General features: G+C 70.8%; 11 protein-coding genes. 6 read left to right on the forward strand and 5 right to left on the reverse strand.

Translation table 11 applies throughout. The annotated features are described in order from the left end of the window. Positions 1-9 precede the first annotated feature (9 nt). Entirely contained in the window at positions 10-531 is a 522-nt protein-coding gene (locus tag VT85_RS11020; RefSeq protein WP_068414655.1) for a hypothetical protein, read from the forward strand. A gap of 289 nt (positions 532-820) precedes the next feature. Then, entirely contained in the window at positions 821-1933 is a 1113-nt protein-coding gene (locus VT85_RS11025) for a DMT family transporter (RefSeq protein WP_197491216.1), read from the forward strand. A gap of 379 nt (positions 1934-2312) precedes the next feature. On the opposite strand, the gene VT85_RS11030 is transcribed toward VT85_RS11025, so the two are convergent. Both VT85_RS11030 and VT85_RS11035 read right to left on the reverse strand, forming a co-directional pair. Beyond that, on the reverse strand, positions 2313-3335 hold the full coding sequence (locus tag VT85_RS11030) for a deoxyhypusine synthase family protein (protein WP_068414658.1): 1023 nt from the start codon (positions 3333-3335) through the stop codon (positions 2313-2315). A gap of 187 nt (positions 3336-3522) precedes the next feature. Further along, positions 3523-3843, reverse strand: coding sequence for a DMT family transporter (locus VT85_RS11035; protein WP_068414661.1), 321 nt, complete (start codon positions 3841-3843; stop codon positions 3523-3525). A gap of 296 nt (positions 3844-4139) precedes the next feature. Here VT85_RS11035 and VT85_RS11040 point away from each other — a divergent pair, with 296 nt between their 5' ends. The 3 genes from VT85_RS11040 to VT85_RS11050 all read left to right on the forward strand — a co-directional run bounded on the left by VT85_RS11040 (position 4140) and on the right by VT85_RS11050 (position 8461). Beyond that, on the forward strand, positions 4140-5867 hold the full coding sequence (locus VT85_RS11040) for an ArnT family glycosyltransferase (protein WP_068414664.1): 1728 nt from the start codon (positions 4140-4142) through the stop codon (positions 5865-5867). A gap of 42 nt (positions 5868-5909) precedes the next feature. Then, positions 5910-7019, forward strand: a complete 1110-nt coding sequence (locus VT85_RS11045) for a hypothetical protein (RefSeq protein ID WP_068414667.1) — start codon at positions 5910-5912, stop codon at positions 7017-7019. A gap of 188 nt (positions 7020-7207) precedes the next feature. Further along, positions 7208-8461, forward strand: a complete 1254-nt coding sequence (locus VT85_RS11050) for a hypothetical protein (protein ID WP_197491217.1) — start codon at positions 7208-7210, stop codon at positions 8459-8461. A gap of 73 nt (positions 8462-8534) precedes the next feature. On the opposite strand, the gene VT85_RS11055 is transcribed toward VT85_RS11050, so the two are convergent. From VT85_RS11055 to VT85_RS11065, 3 genes are all read right to left on the reverse strand, one after another. Then, positions 8535-11780 (reverse strand): Ig-like domain-containing protein, encoded by a 3246-nt coding sequence (locus VT85_RS11055; protein WP_156512808.1) that lies wholly within the window; start codon positions 11778-11780, stop codon positions 8535-8537. A gap of 133 nt (positions 11781-11913) precedes the next feature. Beyond that, positions 11914-13356, reverse strand: coding sequence for a hypothetical protein (locus VT85_RS11060; protein WP_068414675.1), 1443 nt, complete (start codon positions 13354-13356; stop codon positions 11914-11916). A gap of 263 nt (positions 13357-13619) precedes the next feature. Further along, a complete protein-coding gene (locus VT85_RS11065) occupies positions 13620-14813 on the reverse strand; it encodes a pyridoxal phosphate-dependent aminotransferase (RefSeq protein WP_068414678.1) in 1194 nt (397 codons plus the stop codon). Positions 14814-15392: 579 nt separating this feature from the next. On the opposite strand from VT85_RS11065, the gene VT85_RS11070 reads away from it, so the two are divergent. After that, positions 15393-16673 (forward strand): beta-ketoacyl-[acyl-carrier-protein] synthase family protein, encoded by a 1281-nt coding sequence (locus tag VT85_RS11070; protein WP_068414680.1) that lies wholly within the window; start codon positions 15393-15395, stop codon positions 16671-16673. Positions 16674-16703 lie beyond the last annotated feature (30 nt).

Genomic DNA, 16703 nt, shown 5'->3' on the forward strand with positions numbered 1-16703 from the left:
AGACGGCTCATGGGGGTGCCTCGGCGTCGGGTCGTTCGGCGGGTCGTGACGGCCGCGTTGATCGGGATCGCCGTGCTCGGCCTCGCGTCGTTCGGCCTGGGATTCCTCGGACTCCTCAGCAGCGAGGACCCCGAGCTGCTCCGGAGCACTCACGAAGCGGAGCCGCTGATCCGTCGGATCGCCGAGTTCAAGGAACTCCACGGACACTATCCGGTCCACCTCTCGGAAGTGCGATCGACGACGGCCCCGGCGGCGCTGGGCGGCTCGATGCGGATCGACGGCGACGAAGCCTGCGCCGAGTGGTGCTGGCACTACCTTTCCCGAGGGGCCGTCGCCCCGCCGATCCTGCTCCGGAGACTGGACTGGCACGGGAATCTCGTCTACGAGTTCCCTCCCGTCGAGGGGGCCTTCTACCTCCCGACGGGCGTCGACGAGGGTTGGGTCGTCCGAAGGGAGGGAAGCGTCCGTTTCCTGCGCTCGCGGGAAGACGGGGCGCCCGGGTCGGCTCCGGCGCCCGCGACGGGGCCGTGAAAATGTGATGAGCGGCTTCGGGGCCAGGTCCGGGCCGCGCGGGACGGCCGCGACGGTTTTTGGGCGATTCGAACCGAGCCGAGGTCGGTGCGGACGAACCTTGACGGCGTCGATCGTGTCTCGCCTCGGTCTGGAGGGGGCGTTGCGGGCATTTTCGACCGGGGAGTTCGAAACCCCTTGCCGGCCCCTCTAAGATGAAAGGATACAAACGGGCCGGGGCGGGCCGTCGGCCTTTAGAGTTGAGTCCGGGGCTTCATTCGATCGAATCGCGACGAGAAATAGAGGAGAGATGAGCACGTCAGCCTTCCCGGCGGAGCAGGGGACGGGAATCATGGAAGCCCGGCCGGAACGAGCCCCCACGGACGACCACGCCCGCCGCGAGGCCGACGCGAGCGCGAACCCGACGACGGCGACCGAGCCGCCGCCCCTGAACGCCGCCAGGACGCCCGACGTCCGGGCTTACGTCTACCTGGGCATCATGATCGTGCTGGGCTCGACGACGTCCCCGCTGGCCCAGGTGGCGGTCCGGCAGTTGCCGATCGGCCTGGTGCCGCTCCTGCGGTTCGGGTCGGCGGGGCTCTGCCTGCTGCCGTTCCTGGGGGGATTGGGTCCGGTCCGCGAGCTGATCCGGCGCGACTGGCGTCGGCTGGCCCTGGTCGCGGCCTGCTGCGTGCCGATCAACCAGTTCTTCTTCCTGACCGCCGCCAAGCTCGGCACCAACGCGCACGTCGGCCTGTTCTACGCGACGGTGCCGCTGGTCGTCTGGATCCTCGCCTGGGGCCTGGGCCATGAGCCGCTCGACCTGGCTCGGCTGGGGGGCATCCTCATCAGCATCACCGGCGTCCTGGTGATCGGCCTGGGGAACATCCTGGGCGCCGACGCCGCCGCGAGCCCCGCGCAGGCGCATGCGGTCATGGTCGCCGACCTGCTGCTGATCGGCGCGGTGATTTCCTGGGGGGCGTACGTCGCGCTGAGTCGGCCGCTGATCGTCCGCCACGGGGCGCTGCCGACCCTCGCCGGGACGTTCCTCGTGGGGTGTCTGCTCCAGGTCCCGATCTCGGTGCTGACGGCCCCGGGGTGGGGTTTGCAGCTCCGGCAGGCCTCGACGACCGCGTGGGTCTGCCTGGGAATCCTGGCCCTGGTGATGACGCCGATCAACCTGGCGTTGCAGAATCTGTCGCTGCGTCGGCTGGACGCCAGCCAGGTCGCGACGTTCAGCAACGTCGCCCCGGTGCTCACGGTGGTCTGGGGCGTCTGGCTGTTCGGCGAAGCCCTCTCCCCGGCGCTCGTCGTCGGTGGCCTGTTGACGCTCGCCGGCGTCTTCTGGACCAGCCGCCCCGCGCCGAGGCGGGCCCCGGCGGTCGCGCCGGTCGCCACCCCCGCCCCCTGCGTGGCGAACTGAGGAACCATCCCGGGAGACCGTCCGCTCCCGGATCGCCTTTGAGGCTCGACCGGGGCGGTCGTCTGCAATCGCCGATCGTGGCGCATCCTCATCTTAGGGGGCGTTGCGCGCATCGTCCGGCGGCACCCCGGCCGGGCGGTCGAGATCGGGCCGTCGCCGTGAAGCGATAATCGCCGGACGAAGCCAATTCCGAGGGCCGGAATTCGGTCGTAATTCCAGATATTGATGGGCGTTGCGTCGAATGGGTTCGTTTTTCGGGCGACGCGAACGGACCCAATCGGCGGCCGGCTTCCTGAGGCGTAGGAGGCCATCCGGGAAGGCCGCCGCGGGGTCCGTCTGGGGACCCGCGGCGGCCCTCCCTGTGGGGGCGGTCGTCGGGTCAGCCCTGGGCCGTCGAGGCGGCGATGAGCCGGTTGGCCTCGGCCGGGTTCTCGCGGCATTCCAGCAGGGCGGAGAGGATGATCGGGGCGACGATGGTGGCGTCGGACTCGATCACGAACATGGGGGTTTCGGCGGTCAGCTTGTCCCAGGTGATCTTCTCGTTGGGCGTCGCGCCGGAGTACGAGCCGTAGGAGGTCGTCGAGTCGGAGATCTGGCAGAAGTAAGCCCAGGGCTCCGCGGGCTCCTCCAGGTCGTACTTGATGGACGGCACGACGCAGATGGGGAAGTCGCCGGCGATGCCGCCGCCGATCTGGAAGAAGCCGACCCCCGCGCCTCCGGCGCTTGCGGAGAGTTCGCGGTAGCGGTCGTAGAAGTCGGCCATGTATTCGATGCCCGACTTGGCGACCCGCGCGTCGCACTCGCCCAGCTTGACGTGGGAGGCGAAGATGTTGCCGAAGGTGGAGTCTTCATAGCCGGGGACGACGATCGGCAGCCGGGCGCGGGCGGCGGCGAGCAGCCAGCACTCCTCCGGGTCGCCCTGGTACACGTCCTCGCCGATGGTCGTCACCAGGTCGTAGAAGTACTCGTGCCAGAACCTCCGCTCCCCCTTCGCGGCGGCCTCCTTCCACATCGGGACGATGAACTTCTCGACGGCCCGGAACGCCTCGTCCTCCGGGATGCTCGTGTCGGTCACGCGGCGCATCCGGTCGTCGAGGATCCGGGTGTCGTCTTCCTTGGAGAAGTAGCGGTACTCGGGGAAGTCCTTGTAGCCGTGGTGGGCGACCAGCCGGAAGAGCGATTCCTCCAGGTTGGCCCCGGTGACCGACAGCCCGTGGATCAGCCCGGCGCGGATGGCCGGCGCCAGCGTGATCCCGAGCTGCGCCGAGGACATGGCGCCGGCGACCGCCCAGAACATCTTCCCGCCCGCCTCGACGTGCCGCCAGTAGGCGAGGGTCGCGTCCTTGGTGGCCCGCGCGTTGAAGTTCTTGTAGTTCTTGAGCACGAATTCCAGCATCTTCATGGTGATCTCGACTGGTAGGGCGTTCCTGGCGACCGCTCCCGCCGCGGCCCTCGCACGCGGGCGGCGCACTCGTTCGATGGGGGAAAGGAGGCGACGGGCCCCACGGTCGGCCCGGCCTTCCAGCTTACCGGAAACCTCGCCCCCCGTAACGACTTCACGAAAGGGGGCGGGGCGTGGCGGCGGGCGACTAGTGCGGCGTCACGAGCTTCAAGCCCGTGATCCCGGTGATGATCAGCCCGATGCAGACCAGCCGTCGGACGTCCGCGGGCTCGCCCCAGACGACGATCCCGAACGCGACGGCGCCCACCGCCCCGATCCCCGTCCAGACCGTGTAGGCCGTGCCGAGGGGGAGCGACCGGAGGGACAGGCCCAGCAGGTAGACGCTGGCGAACATGAAGACGCCGAAGCCGATGGTGGGCCAGGGACGCGTGAATCCCTGGGCGGACTTCAGGCAGACGGCCCAACCGACCTCGAAAAGGCCGGCGACGAACAGGACGAGCCAGGCCATAGCTTCCTCTCCCTTCAAAAAAGGAGGAGGCTACGGGGTCGTCCCCGTCGATACGAGAAGGGCGGATCGCGGGACGTTCCCGCGACGCGTGGGGTCGTCCCCACGCCGACCATCCTAATCGGAACCTCTCGCCGGTTCAAGACTCCTCGGCGGGGGGTCGATCCGCCGGCCGCCGACTGGCGTTGCCCGAAATCGGGAGATCGGTTCAGATGACGCCGGGTCGAAGGATCGGCCGCCGCATCGTCGCGCCTCGTCCCCCGCGCCGGGAGGAGAGGCCCCACGGAGGAGGATTGCTCGTGTCGTCAGCCTCGCCCGCATCCGAGGGCTCGCGCCCGGACGCGCCGACCCCGGACCGTCGCCCCATCCTCCGCGAGGCCCTGCTGATCGGCCTGCTCGCCCTGACGCTGAACCTGGTGGGCAACGGCCGGATCAGCCTTTGGGACCGCGACGAGCCCCGCTACGCCGGCGCGACCCGCGAGATGCGCGCCAGCGGCGACTGGATCCACCCCACGTTCAACGACGAGCCCCGCTATCACAAGCCGATCCTGATCTACTGGCTGATGCTCGCCGGGACCGCGCTGGGGGGCGACAACCCGTTCGGCGCCCGGCTGGTCTCGGCGGTGATGGGGACGGCGACGGTGCTCCTCGCCTGGGGTTGGGCGAGGCGCGTGCTGGGGGCCAAGGTCGGGCGGCTGACGGGCCTGGTGCTGGCGACGATGCCGCTGATGATGGCCGAGTCGAAGCTCTGCACCACCGACGCCACGCTCGCCTTCTTCTTCGTCGGCTGCCAGGTCGCGCTCTGGGAGTTGTGGACGCGGCCCTCGCGACGGGCCGCCGCGGCGTTTTGGGTGCTCCTGGGCCTGGCGGTGCTCACCAAGTCGCCGGCCGCGCCCGTGCTGCTGGCCGCGTCGGTCGGGGTCTCCTGGCTCTGCGGCGGGCCGAGCCCGTTCGTCTACCTGCGCCGGCTCCACTGGCGCTGGGGCCTGCCGCTGTTCCTGGCGATCATCGTCCCCTGGAACATCGCCATCCTGATCCGGTCGGGGGGCGAGTATTTCAACGTCGCCGTGGGCTATCACATCGTCCAGCGCGCCACGCAGGGCCTGGAGGAGCACGGCGGGTTCCCCGGCTATTACGTCGTGCTGGGGATGGCGACCCTGCTCCCCTGGTCGGCCCTGATCCCGGCGGCCCTGGCGTCGGCCTGGGCGCGTCGCAGGGAGACGGCGGCGGCGGGCTTCCTGATCGGCTGGGCGATCGGTCCGCTCTTCCTGCTGGAAGGCGTGCGGACCAAGCTGATCCACTACTATCTGCCGGCCGTCCCCGCGCTGGCGGTGCTGATCGCCTGGCTGCTGGTTCGGGCCGCCGACGCCTCGTTCGGCCTGGGTTCGCATCGGCTGTTCCGGTTCGCCGGCCGGATGCTCGCGATCTCGGGCGCGGTGGCGACGGTCGGGCTGGCGACGGCCGCCGTGGCGATCCTGCCCCCTCCCATGCGGGCCCCGGCCTGGACGCTGGCGGCGATCATCGCCGTGGGCACGGTCTACGGGCTCCGCGAGGCCGCCGCCGGTCGGCTCCGCAATGCGATCCGGGGGGCGCTCGGCTGCACCGTCGCGATGGAGCTGGTGCTCGCCGGCTGGTGCCTCCCCGCCGCCGAGCCCTATCGCTCGTCGACCGTGGTGGGGCGTCGCCTGGCCGCGCTGGAGGCCGCCACCGGCGTCCCCCCCGCGCTCTGCACCTTCCGGCCCCCCGGCGCGGTCTACACCCTGGGCCATCCCGCCCCCTTGCTCCGGAGCCGCCGCGAGATCTTCGACCTGGCCGACCGCTCGGGATCGATCCTGATGCCCCTGACCCCGCTGGAACTCCAGATGCTCCAGGACGACCCGGCCTTCCAGGTCGACGTCCGCGAGACCGTCGAGGGGCTCAGCATCGAGAAGGGCCGGAACGAGATCCTCCACCTGTCCGTCGTCCGCCCCGGCCCCGGCTCCATCCCGGCCGTCGCCGCCCCGGAGCCGGGCGCGGTCGTGCGCTGAGACGCGACGCGGGCCGTCCGTATCGAAGGGGAGGGGAAGGTGATGGCGAAGGTCGGCGTGCTGGTCGTCCACGTGACGAGCCACGGCTACGGGCACATGAACCGGACGGTGGCGGTGCTCAACCACGTGCCGGCCGAGGTCCCCGTGGTGATCCGCTGCCACCCCGAACTGTTCCCGAACTGGCGGGAGCGGCTCACCCGGCCGGCGGACCTCGACGCCCACGTCTCGGATTCGGGCGCCGTCAACCCGATGGGAGGGAGCGGCGAGACCGACGCCCCGGCGACCCTGGCGCGGGCGCTCGAAGCCTACCGCGAGGCCGTCGGACGGATCGACGACGACGCCGACTTCCTCCGCGACGCCGGCGCCGCCGCGCTTTTGAGCGACGCCCCGCCGCTGCCGCTGGCCGCCGCTCGCCGCGCGGGGGTGCCCGGCTGGCTCCTGGCCAACTTCACCTGGGCCGACATCTACGAGCCCTACGCGCGCACGGCCGGGCCCGAGATGAAGCGGCTGGTGGCGGACCTGAAGGGCGCCTATCGCCAGGCCGCGGGCGTCTTCCGCGCCGAGCCCGCGCTCAAGATGGGCTGGCTGCCCAATCAGGTGGACGTCGGCCTGGTCGCCAATCCGGGCCGCGACCGCGCGAAGGAGCTTCGCGGGCGGCTGGGGCTGGGGGATTCGGAAAAGCTCGTTTATTTCTACGTGGGACGATACGGCCAGGACGACCTCGACTGGGGGCGCCTGGCCTCGTTCGCCGGGCGCGGGGTGCACTTCGTCGGCTATCACGCCGCGCCGGTGGGGGCGCTGCCGAACCTGCATCTGGTCCCGGCCTCGGAGTGGTCGGGGGGCGACCTGATCGCCTCGACCGACGCGGTGGTCGCCAAGGCGGGCTACGGCACGATGAGCGAGGCGATGGCCCACGGCCGGCCCATCCTCTATCCGCCCCGCCGGGGCTTCGCCGAGTACCGCGCCCTCGACCGCGCCGCGCGCGCCTGGGGCGGCGGCGTCCCGGTTTCCTCGCGCGACTTCGCCGCCATGCGGATCGGCCCCGCCCTCGACCGCGCGTTCGCCCTCGGCCGACTCGCGCCCCCGTTCCACCCCGACGGCGCCCGTCGCGTGGCGCGCCACCTGGCGGAGCACTGCCGACCGGCCGGATGACCCGCCGGTCGATACGGCTCCGGCGCCCCGCCGGGCCGCGACGGTTCCTTGATGGCGGCGACGGCCGCCATTACACTGCCGGACGAGAAGCCCCCCGGGAGCGGCCGCGCCGCCCCGGCGCGGACGTTCCGATCCCCGGCCCCGTCGAGAGGAGAGGTCCCATTCCACCCATGAAGTTTCAGGCGCAATTGGATCGGCGAGGATTCCTCGGGACCGCCGCGGCGGTGGCGGTCGGCGGGTCGTTGAGTTCCGGCCTCACCAGGCTGAAAGCCGCCCCCGCCGGCACGGTCGGCGAGACCGACCAGTTCTGGTATCGCCTGGCGCCGGAAGGCCCCTACATCGACTCCCAGCGCGGCGACCGGGCCTTCGGATTCGGCGGCGGGAAGATCTTCCTGTCGAAGGACGCCGGCCGGACCTGGGCCCTCGAGGCGGCGTTCCCCGAGGCGGAGGACATCACCTTCAGCTGCTTCCTGAAGAACGGCAACATCCTCTTCGCCACGCGAGAGAAGCTGTTCCTCAGCACCGACGAACTCGCGACCCACCGGCAGGTCGTGGTCAAGGATCGCCAGGGGCGGGACTACCTCCCGCACACGCCGAAGGACCCGGACCAGCCCGGCTGGTATTTCCACCCGCTCGACGGCGTCCACACCTGGGACGTGGACGGCTCGGAGATGCTCGTCTGGGGGAACTACTGCAACGTGCTCGGCGGCCCCGTGCCGGTGAACATCTTCTACTCCACCGACGGCGGCGAGACCGTCAAGATCGCCTACTCCTTCGGCCGGAACCCCGCCTTCCAGGAGCCGGGCGCCGCGCCCGAGTCGTTCCTCGGCGATCCCGACAATCCGGTGGTCTGTCGGCACGTCCACGGGGTGACCTACCACCCCGCCGAGCGGGCGTTCTACGCCTGCACCGGCGACATCGACCGCGGGCACGGGCACGAATGCCACTGGCTGCGCGGGGTGTACGACGCGAAGGCCGACGCCTGGGACTGGAAGATCCTGGTGTCGGTGAACTCGAATTCGCGGTACAAGTCCGGCGGCATCAACTTCGTCGACGGCCAGCTCTACTGGGCCGCGGACGCGAACGGCCCCAAGCCGGCCGACGAGAAGCACGACCGCGGCATCTTCCGCTGCGCCCCGGCGGATCTCGCGGACCCGAGCAAGCACACCCGGCTCTTCGACGCCGAGTTCGAGATGGCGAACATGATCATCGAGGACGGCGTGATGGTCGCGGGCCATTGCGCCCCCGCGTCGACCCTCGCCACGGGCCTCGCCTACTCGGCGGACCTGGGGAAGACCTGGAAGGAATACGACCTGGCCGAGTTCGGCCCCCGCTCCCCGCTCCGCTTCCAAAGGAAGAACAGCGAGGGCTGGTTCCGGATGGACCTGCGCAAGGGATGGATCGAACGGGGCGAGGTCCTGTTCATCAAGCCCAAGCCGTGACGACGCTTCGAGGCGGGGGCCGACCGAAGTCGGGCCCCGCCTCGGGGTCGATGCGATGCGATGCGATGCGAGGTCAGCTCACGGGCCGGAGGGACCGGAGCCGGTTGTTGAAGAGGTCGAGCCGGGCGCGGAAGTCGCGGCCGGTGTTGGAGCCTCCCGAGGGGAAGGCGCCGGTGAACGCGCCGTCGAGCGGGTTGCCGGCGAGGTCGCGGATCCCGACGGCCTGCCCGGCCGAGGAGCGGAGCGTGAGGACGTAGGCCCCGTTGCGGAGCCTCCCGCCGGCCGGTTGCAGCGTGACGGTCTGCGAGCGGTTGGTCGAGCCGGGGGCGACCGCCACCGAGGCGAGCGGCAGCGGGGCGCCGCGTTCCGTGGCGAAGGTGTAGGAGGCCGGGTCGCGGAGCCGCGCCAGGTCCAGGCCCACGCCGGCGTCCGCCTGCCCGCCGTGGTCGCGGACCACGGCGACGACCTCGCCGCGGAGGGGGATGATCGAGACCCCCCAGACTCGGGGGCCGACCGTGTCGATCGTGAGCGGCTCGGCCAGGGTGGCCAGGCCGTTCGCCCAGGAGGACGTGCTGGCCGAGAGCGCCTGGACCGTGTAGGCGCCGTCGGCCAAGGTCGCCGTCGAGGCGACGGACCAGCGGCCCGAGGCGTCGGCGACGGTCGAGCCGATGTGGATCATCATCCCCTGGCCGCCGCTCGGCGTGGCGTAGACGTCGATCCACGCGCCGGGCACGCCGCTCGTCCCCTGGAACGACGGGCGGACGTCGTTGGTGACGAGGTCGGAGTCCGAGAGGCCCGAATCGCTCGAGGCCGCCAGCCGGCCCGCCAGCGCGGGGGCGGGCGCGGTGCTCCCGGACGTGCCGGCGACCTGGAACGTGATCGGCACGCCGCCGACCGTCGTCGTCGCCGTCCCGGCCCCGGAGAGGAACAGCCGCGGCGAGAAGACGCCCGTCCGGGCGTAGGCGTGCGTCCCCACCACGCGGAACGTCCCGGTCGCGCCCGGCACCGGCTCGATCCGGCCCACCGTCGCGGCCCCGTCGCCCCAGGCGATCACCGCCGTGATGCCGACGGCCGAGAAGTTCGCGAGCGTGGGGGTCAGGAGCCCGGCCGTCACGTCGACCAGCGGCACGCGGGCCGTCGCCGGGATCGAGACCGGCTGGGCCGTGAAGCTGGGCGTGGACGAGTTGTAGACCTGGATGTCTTCATAGGCGCGGATCGTGATCGGCGCGTCGCCCGGCGTCAGGGGGGGGATCCGAAGCACGCCCCCTCCCAGGTCCTGGAAGCTCGACGGGTCGAGCAGGCGTCCGCCGGCGTCGATGAAGAGCTTGTCCGTCCCGTCCACCCCGTCGACGATCCCCGTGTCGTCCGCGCCGTCGAGCGCCACCAGCGTCGCGCCGGCGGCGCCGGGCAGCGAGAGGATCGTCGCGTCGTCGCCGTGGCCCTGGTTGACGTAGACCGCCACGCCCTGGGGCAGATTCTGGAGCCGGACCACGTCGCCGGAGGGGGTCTCCGCCGGCGAGGCGTCCTCGACGTATAGGCTCGTCAGGCCGGCGACGGGGGGGAACACCGGGTTCCCCTCGTCGTCCAGCACGACGTTCCCTTCCTCGTCCACCACGGGCTTGGGCTGATAGTCCACGGTGGTCGTCACCGTGCCCATCGACCAGCCCCGCTGGATCCGCAAGGACGCCTTGTTGGAGACCAGGAACCGGGCCAGCCGCGCGTCGGCGTTCTGCTCGACCAGCGCCAGGGCCTCGCCGTTGGCGATCGAGAGCCCGCCGTCGATCACCCGCAGGTCGGAATCGAGCACGGCCGAGACGATCGTGCCGTCGGGCAAGGTTCGGACGCCGTCGACCGACCCGGCCATGACGTCGTAGAACCAGCGGTAATCGGTCACAGTCGACGCGTCGTCGAGCAGGGGGGCGCCGGGATCGAGCTGATAGGCGATGTTCCGCGCCTCGCCGGCGTCGGTCAGCGCGATCTGGCCGCGATACAGCGGGAAGACCTGATGCATCGCGAAGGAGAAGGCGCCCGAAGGGGGGGCGCCGACGAGGCTCAGCGCGTAGGGGGAGCCGGGGTGGACCGCCCCGGTCCCGAGATAGGTCAGGCCGGTCCTCGGCTCGCCGGCCACGCCGCTCGCCGGGCCATGGGGCAGGGGGTCGCCGTTGCGGAAGTCGACCATCAGCGACGCGCCTCGGTTCCCCCTGGCGTCGATGTTCAGGGCGTGGACCTCGTCGGGTCGGAAGAACAGGCCGCCGACCGCGGGGTTGTCCGCGTCCCGGAGCGCGGCGAAGGCGGACGTCCCCGAATCGAAGCCGAGGAACCAGTTCGGGGTCCCCCGGCGGGTCCCCAGGTTCCAGTAGTTGCCGACCGAGACGTCGACCCCCCCGCCGCCGTTCTGGACCACGAAGTCGGAGTCGATCCCGAAATTCCCGCCCCGGACGCTCTCCAGCCAGATCGAGGCCCGGCCGCCGCCGCCGACGTAGGTGACGGGGGCGTCGATCGAGGCGACCCAGACGTTCGCGGTGCCCGAGGAGCGGAGCGTCAGCCGGCTCGTCGGGTCGGACGAGGTCCCGAGGATCGAGAAGTCGCGATGGGCCGGGCCCGCCGTGGCGTCGATCGTCGTGGCGACGCCGGCGGCCGTCCCTCGCACCAGGTAGAGCGGGCTCGCCGCGGCGGCGACGGTCGTCCCCCGGACGGTCAAGGTGGAGACGCCCGAGTACGAGATCCCGGCGAACCGCGCCTGGACGGCCGGGTCGTTCGCGGTGATCGTACTGGTCGAGACGACGTACGACGGACGGACGCCGACGTCGTAGGCGGCGGGGCCGTCGGCCACGAGCAGGCTGTTCAGCTCGGAACCGGCGTCGGCGGAGACGGTGATCGGCCCGGCGAGGGCCTGGATCCCCCCCGATCCGGCCGCGAGGTCGTCGCCCAGGATCACCCGCTCGGAGTCGCCCTGGAGGACGATCCGAGTCGCCACGCCCGTGCTCCGAACCCGGATCGTCTGGCCGCCGAACGCCGCCTCGATTTGCAGTTTCGACGGATCCGCGACGGTCACCGTCCGGCTCCCGGAGCCGGTCACGACCAGCGAGGCCGCGTTGCCCGTCACGTCGATCGGGTTGTTCGAGGGGTCGACCGCGAACGTGTAGACCCCCCCCGCCCGCGAGACCAGCAAGGATTCCAGCGCCGCCGGATCGGTCCGATAGACCAGCGAGCCATCGGCCGCGATGTCGATCGAGGCGTTCAGGAGCGCCCGCCCCTCCAGCCGCTCCACCCCCGGCCGCCCCACGCGCCGCTTCCGACCTCTCCGAGCCGTCGCCATGGATCCACCCTTCGCCAAGGCGCCGGCGGTCCCCCTCGCATGAAGGCCGACCGACGCGACGGTGCTTCGTCCCGCGTCCCTGCTCCGATCTCCTTGGTCCTCATCTTAGCAAGCCGTCGGCGTTCCATCCCCCCTAAACGTCCCGTTTTGAAACCGCCCCTTCCCGAGCGGTCGGGTCGAGCGGCCAGTCGGGGTCGTGGGGACGTTCGATCGGGGAGGTGAGGCTCAGCGATCGAGCTGGAGGCCGCCGGGGGAGTCCTCGGCGCGGGCGGTCTGGAAGCGGAGGGATTCGGGGGCCCTCGGGGAGGCGGCGCCGACGACCTCGTCGAAGACGGGGAGGACGAGGGGGACGCCCGAGGCCGGCGAGACGGGCCGGGGGCCGTGCGTCGCGAGGCCGGGCGTGCGCCGGCGCGAGGTTCGGGCTCGTCGTCGGCCGATTGGAGCCGGGCGCCGTTGATCTCGACCGGCGGGCCGAGGCGGACGCCGTTCCGGGAGGCCGGGCCGGAGTTGGAGTGGGAGCCGGATGGAGAAGTCGAGGTCCTGCGGGACGAGGAGGGGGCTCGGGGGCGGGGAGGGTCTCGCGGACCGTCGTGTCGCCGCCGCCGGGTTCGCCTCGGGGGCGGGTGCGGGTCATCTCGGCGAGGTCCATCGTCGTGTAGCCGCTGAACTGGGGCTGCACGAACAGGGCGGTGCGCTGCGCGTCGGGGAACGGCTGATTGAGCTTCAGGCTGGACATCGCGATGTCCAGCGTCAGCCGTTCGCGCTTCCATTCGAGCGTGAGCTTGTCGGGGATGCGGCAGGTGGTCTCGGCGGCGGTCCGGGAGCGGTCGGCCGCGTCGGTTTCGGAGTCGGTCTCGACGGTCGACTTCACCGCGATCTCGGCGTAGTGCTTGATGGCGGCCCGGCCGAGCAGGGTCTTGCCGTCGCGGTCGAAGGCGTGGAAGGCGAGGATTCGGTTGGTCGCGTCGTCGACGACCATCTCGCGGATGTAGGCCGAGCCTTGATCGCGCGAGGGGGGGAGCCGCAACAGGGTCGTCCCGGGCTGCGGGCCGACCTTGATCCGCGCCGAGGCCGCCTCGTCGGGCGTGATCGGCTTGAGCCCCAGGGCGCTGACGATCCAGTCGGGCTGGTAGGTTGCGGCCAGCTCGCTCGCCGCCAGGTCGTCGTAGGACGCGCGGAAGATGTATTTGTCGTCGTTCTTGACCCAGAACCAGAACTCGTCGCGGTTCGAGCCCATGTCGGCGACGTCCACGCCGGCGACCCGGCTCCCCAGCTCCAGCTTGAAGTCGTACGGCTGGACCACGGCCAGCCGGCCGCTGACCGAGCCGACCTGGGGCTTGCCGCCGTCGGGCGGGGTCATCGACACGCCGATCGTCGGGCTGGCCTTCACGGTCTGGATCAGCCGGGCGTTGCGGTTGTGGTCGCGGACGAACTCGTCGAGGTAGAACGAGACCCGGGGCTCGGCCGCGGGGGGCGTCGGCCGGGTCGAGGGCGAGACGCCGGCGGTCCGGCATCCGGCGGCCGCCAGGCAGGCCGAGAGCGCGAGCAGCATGCGGGACGCGGCCTTGGCCTTCATGGGGTCCGTCTTTCCTCGGCGAATCGGGCGATCGTTCCGGGGCGACGTCGGTTGTCGAGACGGCGCGGGGAGCGGTCGGCCGGGGCGAACAGGGAACCGGCGCGAATTATCATGAAAGAGGTGGAATCGCGAAGGGGGCCGCACCTTAGCCCAGGTCAAGGACCCACGCAAGGGCGATCCGGGAGTGTGAGGCCCCTCATTCAGCGATCCCGCACCCCTCCGCTTCCTTCTCTATCGGCCGTTCGGGCGCGGAACTTCACTCGTCAACCGGCGAGGAAGCGTTCCAGCGCGTCGAAGCCCTTCTCCAGGGTCGCTAGATCGGTCGCGAACGACATCCGCGCGTAACCCTCGGCCCCGAACGCCGAGCCCATCACCAGGGCGACGTTGGCCTTCGCCAGCGCCGCGAGGCAGAACGAGGTCGAGTCGACGACCTTGACGCCGGCCAGCGTCCGGCCGAAGTGCGACGACACGTTCATGAAGGCGTAGAACGCGCCGCCGGGGGGGAGGCAGGTCACGCCGGGGAGCTTCTCGATCCGCTCCAGAACGTAGGCGCGGCGCCTGGTGAACTGCTCCTTCATCTCCCGAACCGAGTCCTGCGGCCCCACGATCGCCTCGAGCGCCGCGTATTGACTGATAGAGCAGGGGTTGCTGGTCTCCTGGCTCTGGAGGTCGCCGATGAACTTGGAGACCCCGGTCGGGGCGACGCTCCAGCCGATCCGCCAGCCGGTCATGGCGTAGGTCTTGCTGACGCCGGAGATGGTGATCGTCCGCGAAGGGAGGTCGGGGTGCAGGCTCGCGAAGCAGGTCGGCCGCGCGTCGCCGTAGGTGAGCTGCTCGTAGATCTCGTCGGACAGGACGCCGACCTCGGTCTTGAGCACGGCCTCGGCCAGCGCCGCCAGCTCCGACCGCTCGTAGACCACGCCCGTCGGGTTGGACGGGCTGTTGATCATGAGGAGCTTGGTGCGGGGCGTGACGGCCCCCAGGAACTGCTCCGGGGTCATCTTGAAGCCGGCCGACTCGGGCGTCGAGACGACGACCGGCGTGGCCCCGGTCAGCTTCACCAGGTCGGAATAGCTGACCCAGTAGGGGGCGGGGATGACGACCTCGTCGCCAGGCCCGCAAACCGCCATGAGGGCGTTGTGGATCGCGTGCTTGGCCCCGTTCGAGATCACCACCTGCGCCGGGTCGGTTTTCACGCCGTGCTGGTCGGTGTAGACCCTGGCGACGGCCTCTCGCAGCTCCGGGACGCCGGCCGGGGGCGTGTAGTGGGTCTTGCCGTCGCGCATGGCGCGGACGGCCGCGTCCTGGATGTTCGTCGGCGTGTCGAAGTCGGGCTCGCCCAGGGCGAAGTCCAGGATTTGCAGCCCTTGGGCCTTCAGCTTCCGCGCCTCGGCGCCCATCGCCAGGGTCGCGGAGGGCTCGATCAATCCCGCCCGTTCCGCCAGAGAGAGAGGCATTCTCAGACCTTTCGCGTTCTCAGAAGTGTGATGGGCGCCGCGTCGAGCGGCGCGACCGGCGTAGGCGGGACGAAGAGAACCCGGACTCCGAAGCCGGCTCCCTTCCCGTACCCGACGCCTCGCGCCGCGACCGATACCTTCAGAAGACTATGCCGTCCCAGGGGTTCGCCGGCAAGTTCTGTCGATCGCGGGCTCGGGTCGGCCCACAGCCCAAACCAGGCCGCCGACTCACACTTCCGAGTTTGTCTCTTGCCTAGTCGGCTATATTTACCCCAGAGTGAGGCCGCAGATTGCAGAAGGCCTGGAGGCGTGTTAAAATGATCTGGCAGGGCAAGGCTTGCCGGTCTTCGGTGTTCTGGAGGCGGCGGGCTGGTTTGCTTGGTTGACCACAGGCCTAGGCCGGTTCCGATTCGATCGGCGGCCGAGGTTGATAAAGTTCGATTCAGGGATAGGACGGAAGGGAGTCCGACGGATCTCGCAACGGCGCGGTTCGTCGCCTGCGGAGCTGAGGGAGTCAGGGCGGACGGGGCGGGAATCCCACACTGCAAGTTTGTCGGGCACCGGGTGAGGGTGGGAACTATGCACCGCGTGGTGATCACAGGGATCGGTGTGGTTGCGCCCAACGGGGTTGGGGCGAAGGCGTTCAGCGAGGCGATCGCTGAGGGCCGTTCGGGCGTCGGCTATATCGAGAGTTTCGATACGACGGGACTTCCGATCAAGATCGCCGGCGAGGTCAAGAACTTCGACGTCTCGCCCTACCTGGGCGAGCACAAGAAGAACGCCAAGCTGATGAGCCGCGCCATGCGGTTCGCGGTGGGCGCGGCGGCGATGGCGGTGGAAGACTCGGGGGTGGAGCGGGCCAAGCTCGACCCGACGCGGTTCGGCGTCTGCATGGGGACCGGGATCACGCCGGTGGACGTCTCCGAGCTGGTCGCCCCCATGCGGGCGGGGCTCGACGGCGACGGCGGGTTCGACATGGCCCGGTTCGCGCAGGCGCGGTCCGAATCCATCTTCCCGCTCTGGCTGCTCCAGCACCTGCCGAACATGGCGGCGGCCCACATCTCGATTTTGAACCACGCGATGGGGCCGAACAACACCATCGTGACCGCCTGCGCCGCCGGCACCCAGGCCGTGGGAGACGCCTTTCGCCTGATCGCCCGGGGCGACGCCGACGTGATGCTCGCCGGCGGCTGCGACAGCCGCCTCGACCCCCAGCTCCTCGTCGCCTACTCGGCGATGAAGGCCGTCAGCTCGTCGGTCCGGCCCCCCATCGAGGTCTCCCGGCCGTTCGACGCCGACCGCGACGGGTTCGTCCTCGGCGAAGGGGCTGCCGTGCTCTTCCTGGAGAGCTATCGCCGCGCCCGCCGCCGCGGGGCGCGGATCTACGCCGAGGTGACCGGCTACGGCTCCTCGTTCGACGCCTTCGGCATCACCCGCCCCGAGCCCGAGGGGAAGGGGGCGGCGCTCTCGATGACGTCGGCCTTGAAGGAGGCGAGGATCGACGCCGACCGGGTCGACTACATCAACGCCCACGGCACCAGCACCCGGCTGAACGACCTGATGGAGACCGTGGCTGTCAAGCGGGTCTTCGGCCACCGCGCCCCGTCGATCCCGATGAGCAGCCAGAAGTCGATGATCGGCCACCTGATCGGCGCCTCGGGGGCCGTCGAGGCCGCCGCGACGGCCATGGCCCTGGAGCAGGGGGTCGTCCCGCCGACGATCAACCTCGCCAAGCCCGACCCGGAATGCGACCTCGACTACGTCCCCAACACCGCCCGCGAGATCCCCGTCCGGGTCGCGATGTCCAACAGCTTCGGCTTCGGCGGCCAGAACGCCAGCCTGGTGCTCGAACGGGTCTGACCCCGCTTCGGCCGAGACGTCTCCCGCGCC

The organism is Planctomyces sp. SH-PL62 (genome assembly GCF_001610895.1).
GTDB lineage: Bacteria > Planctomycetota > Planctomycetia > Isosphaerales > Isosphaeraceae > Paludisphaera.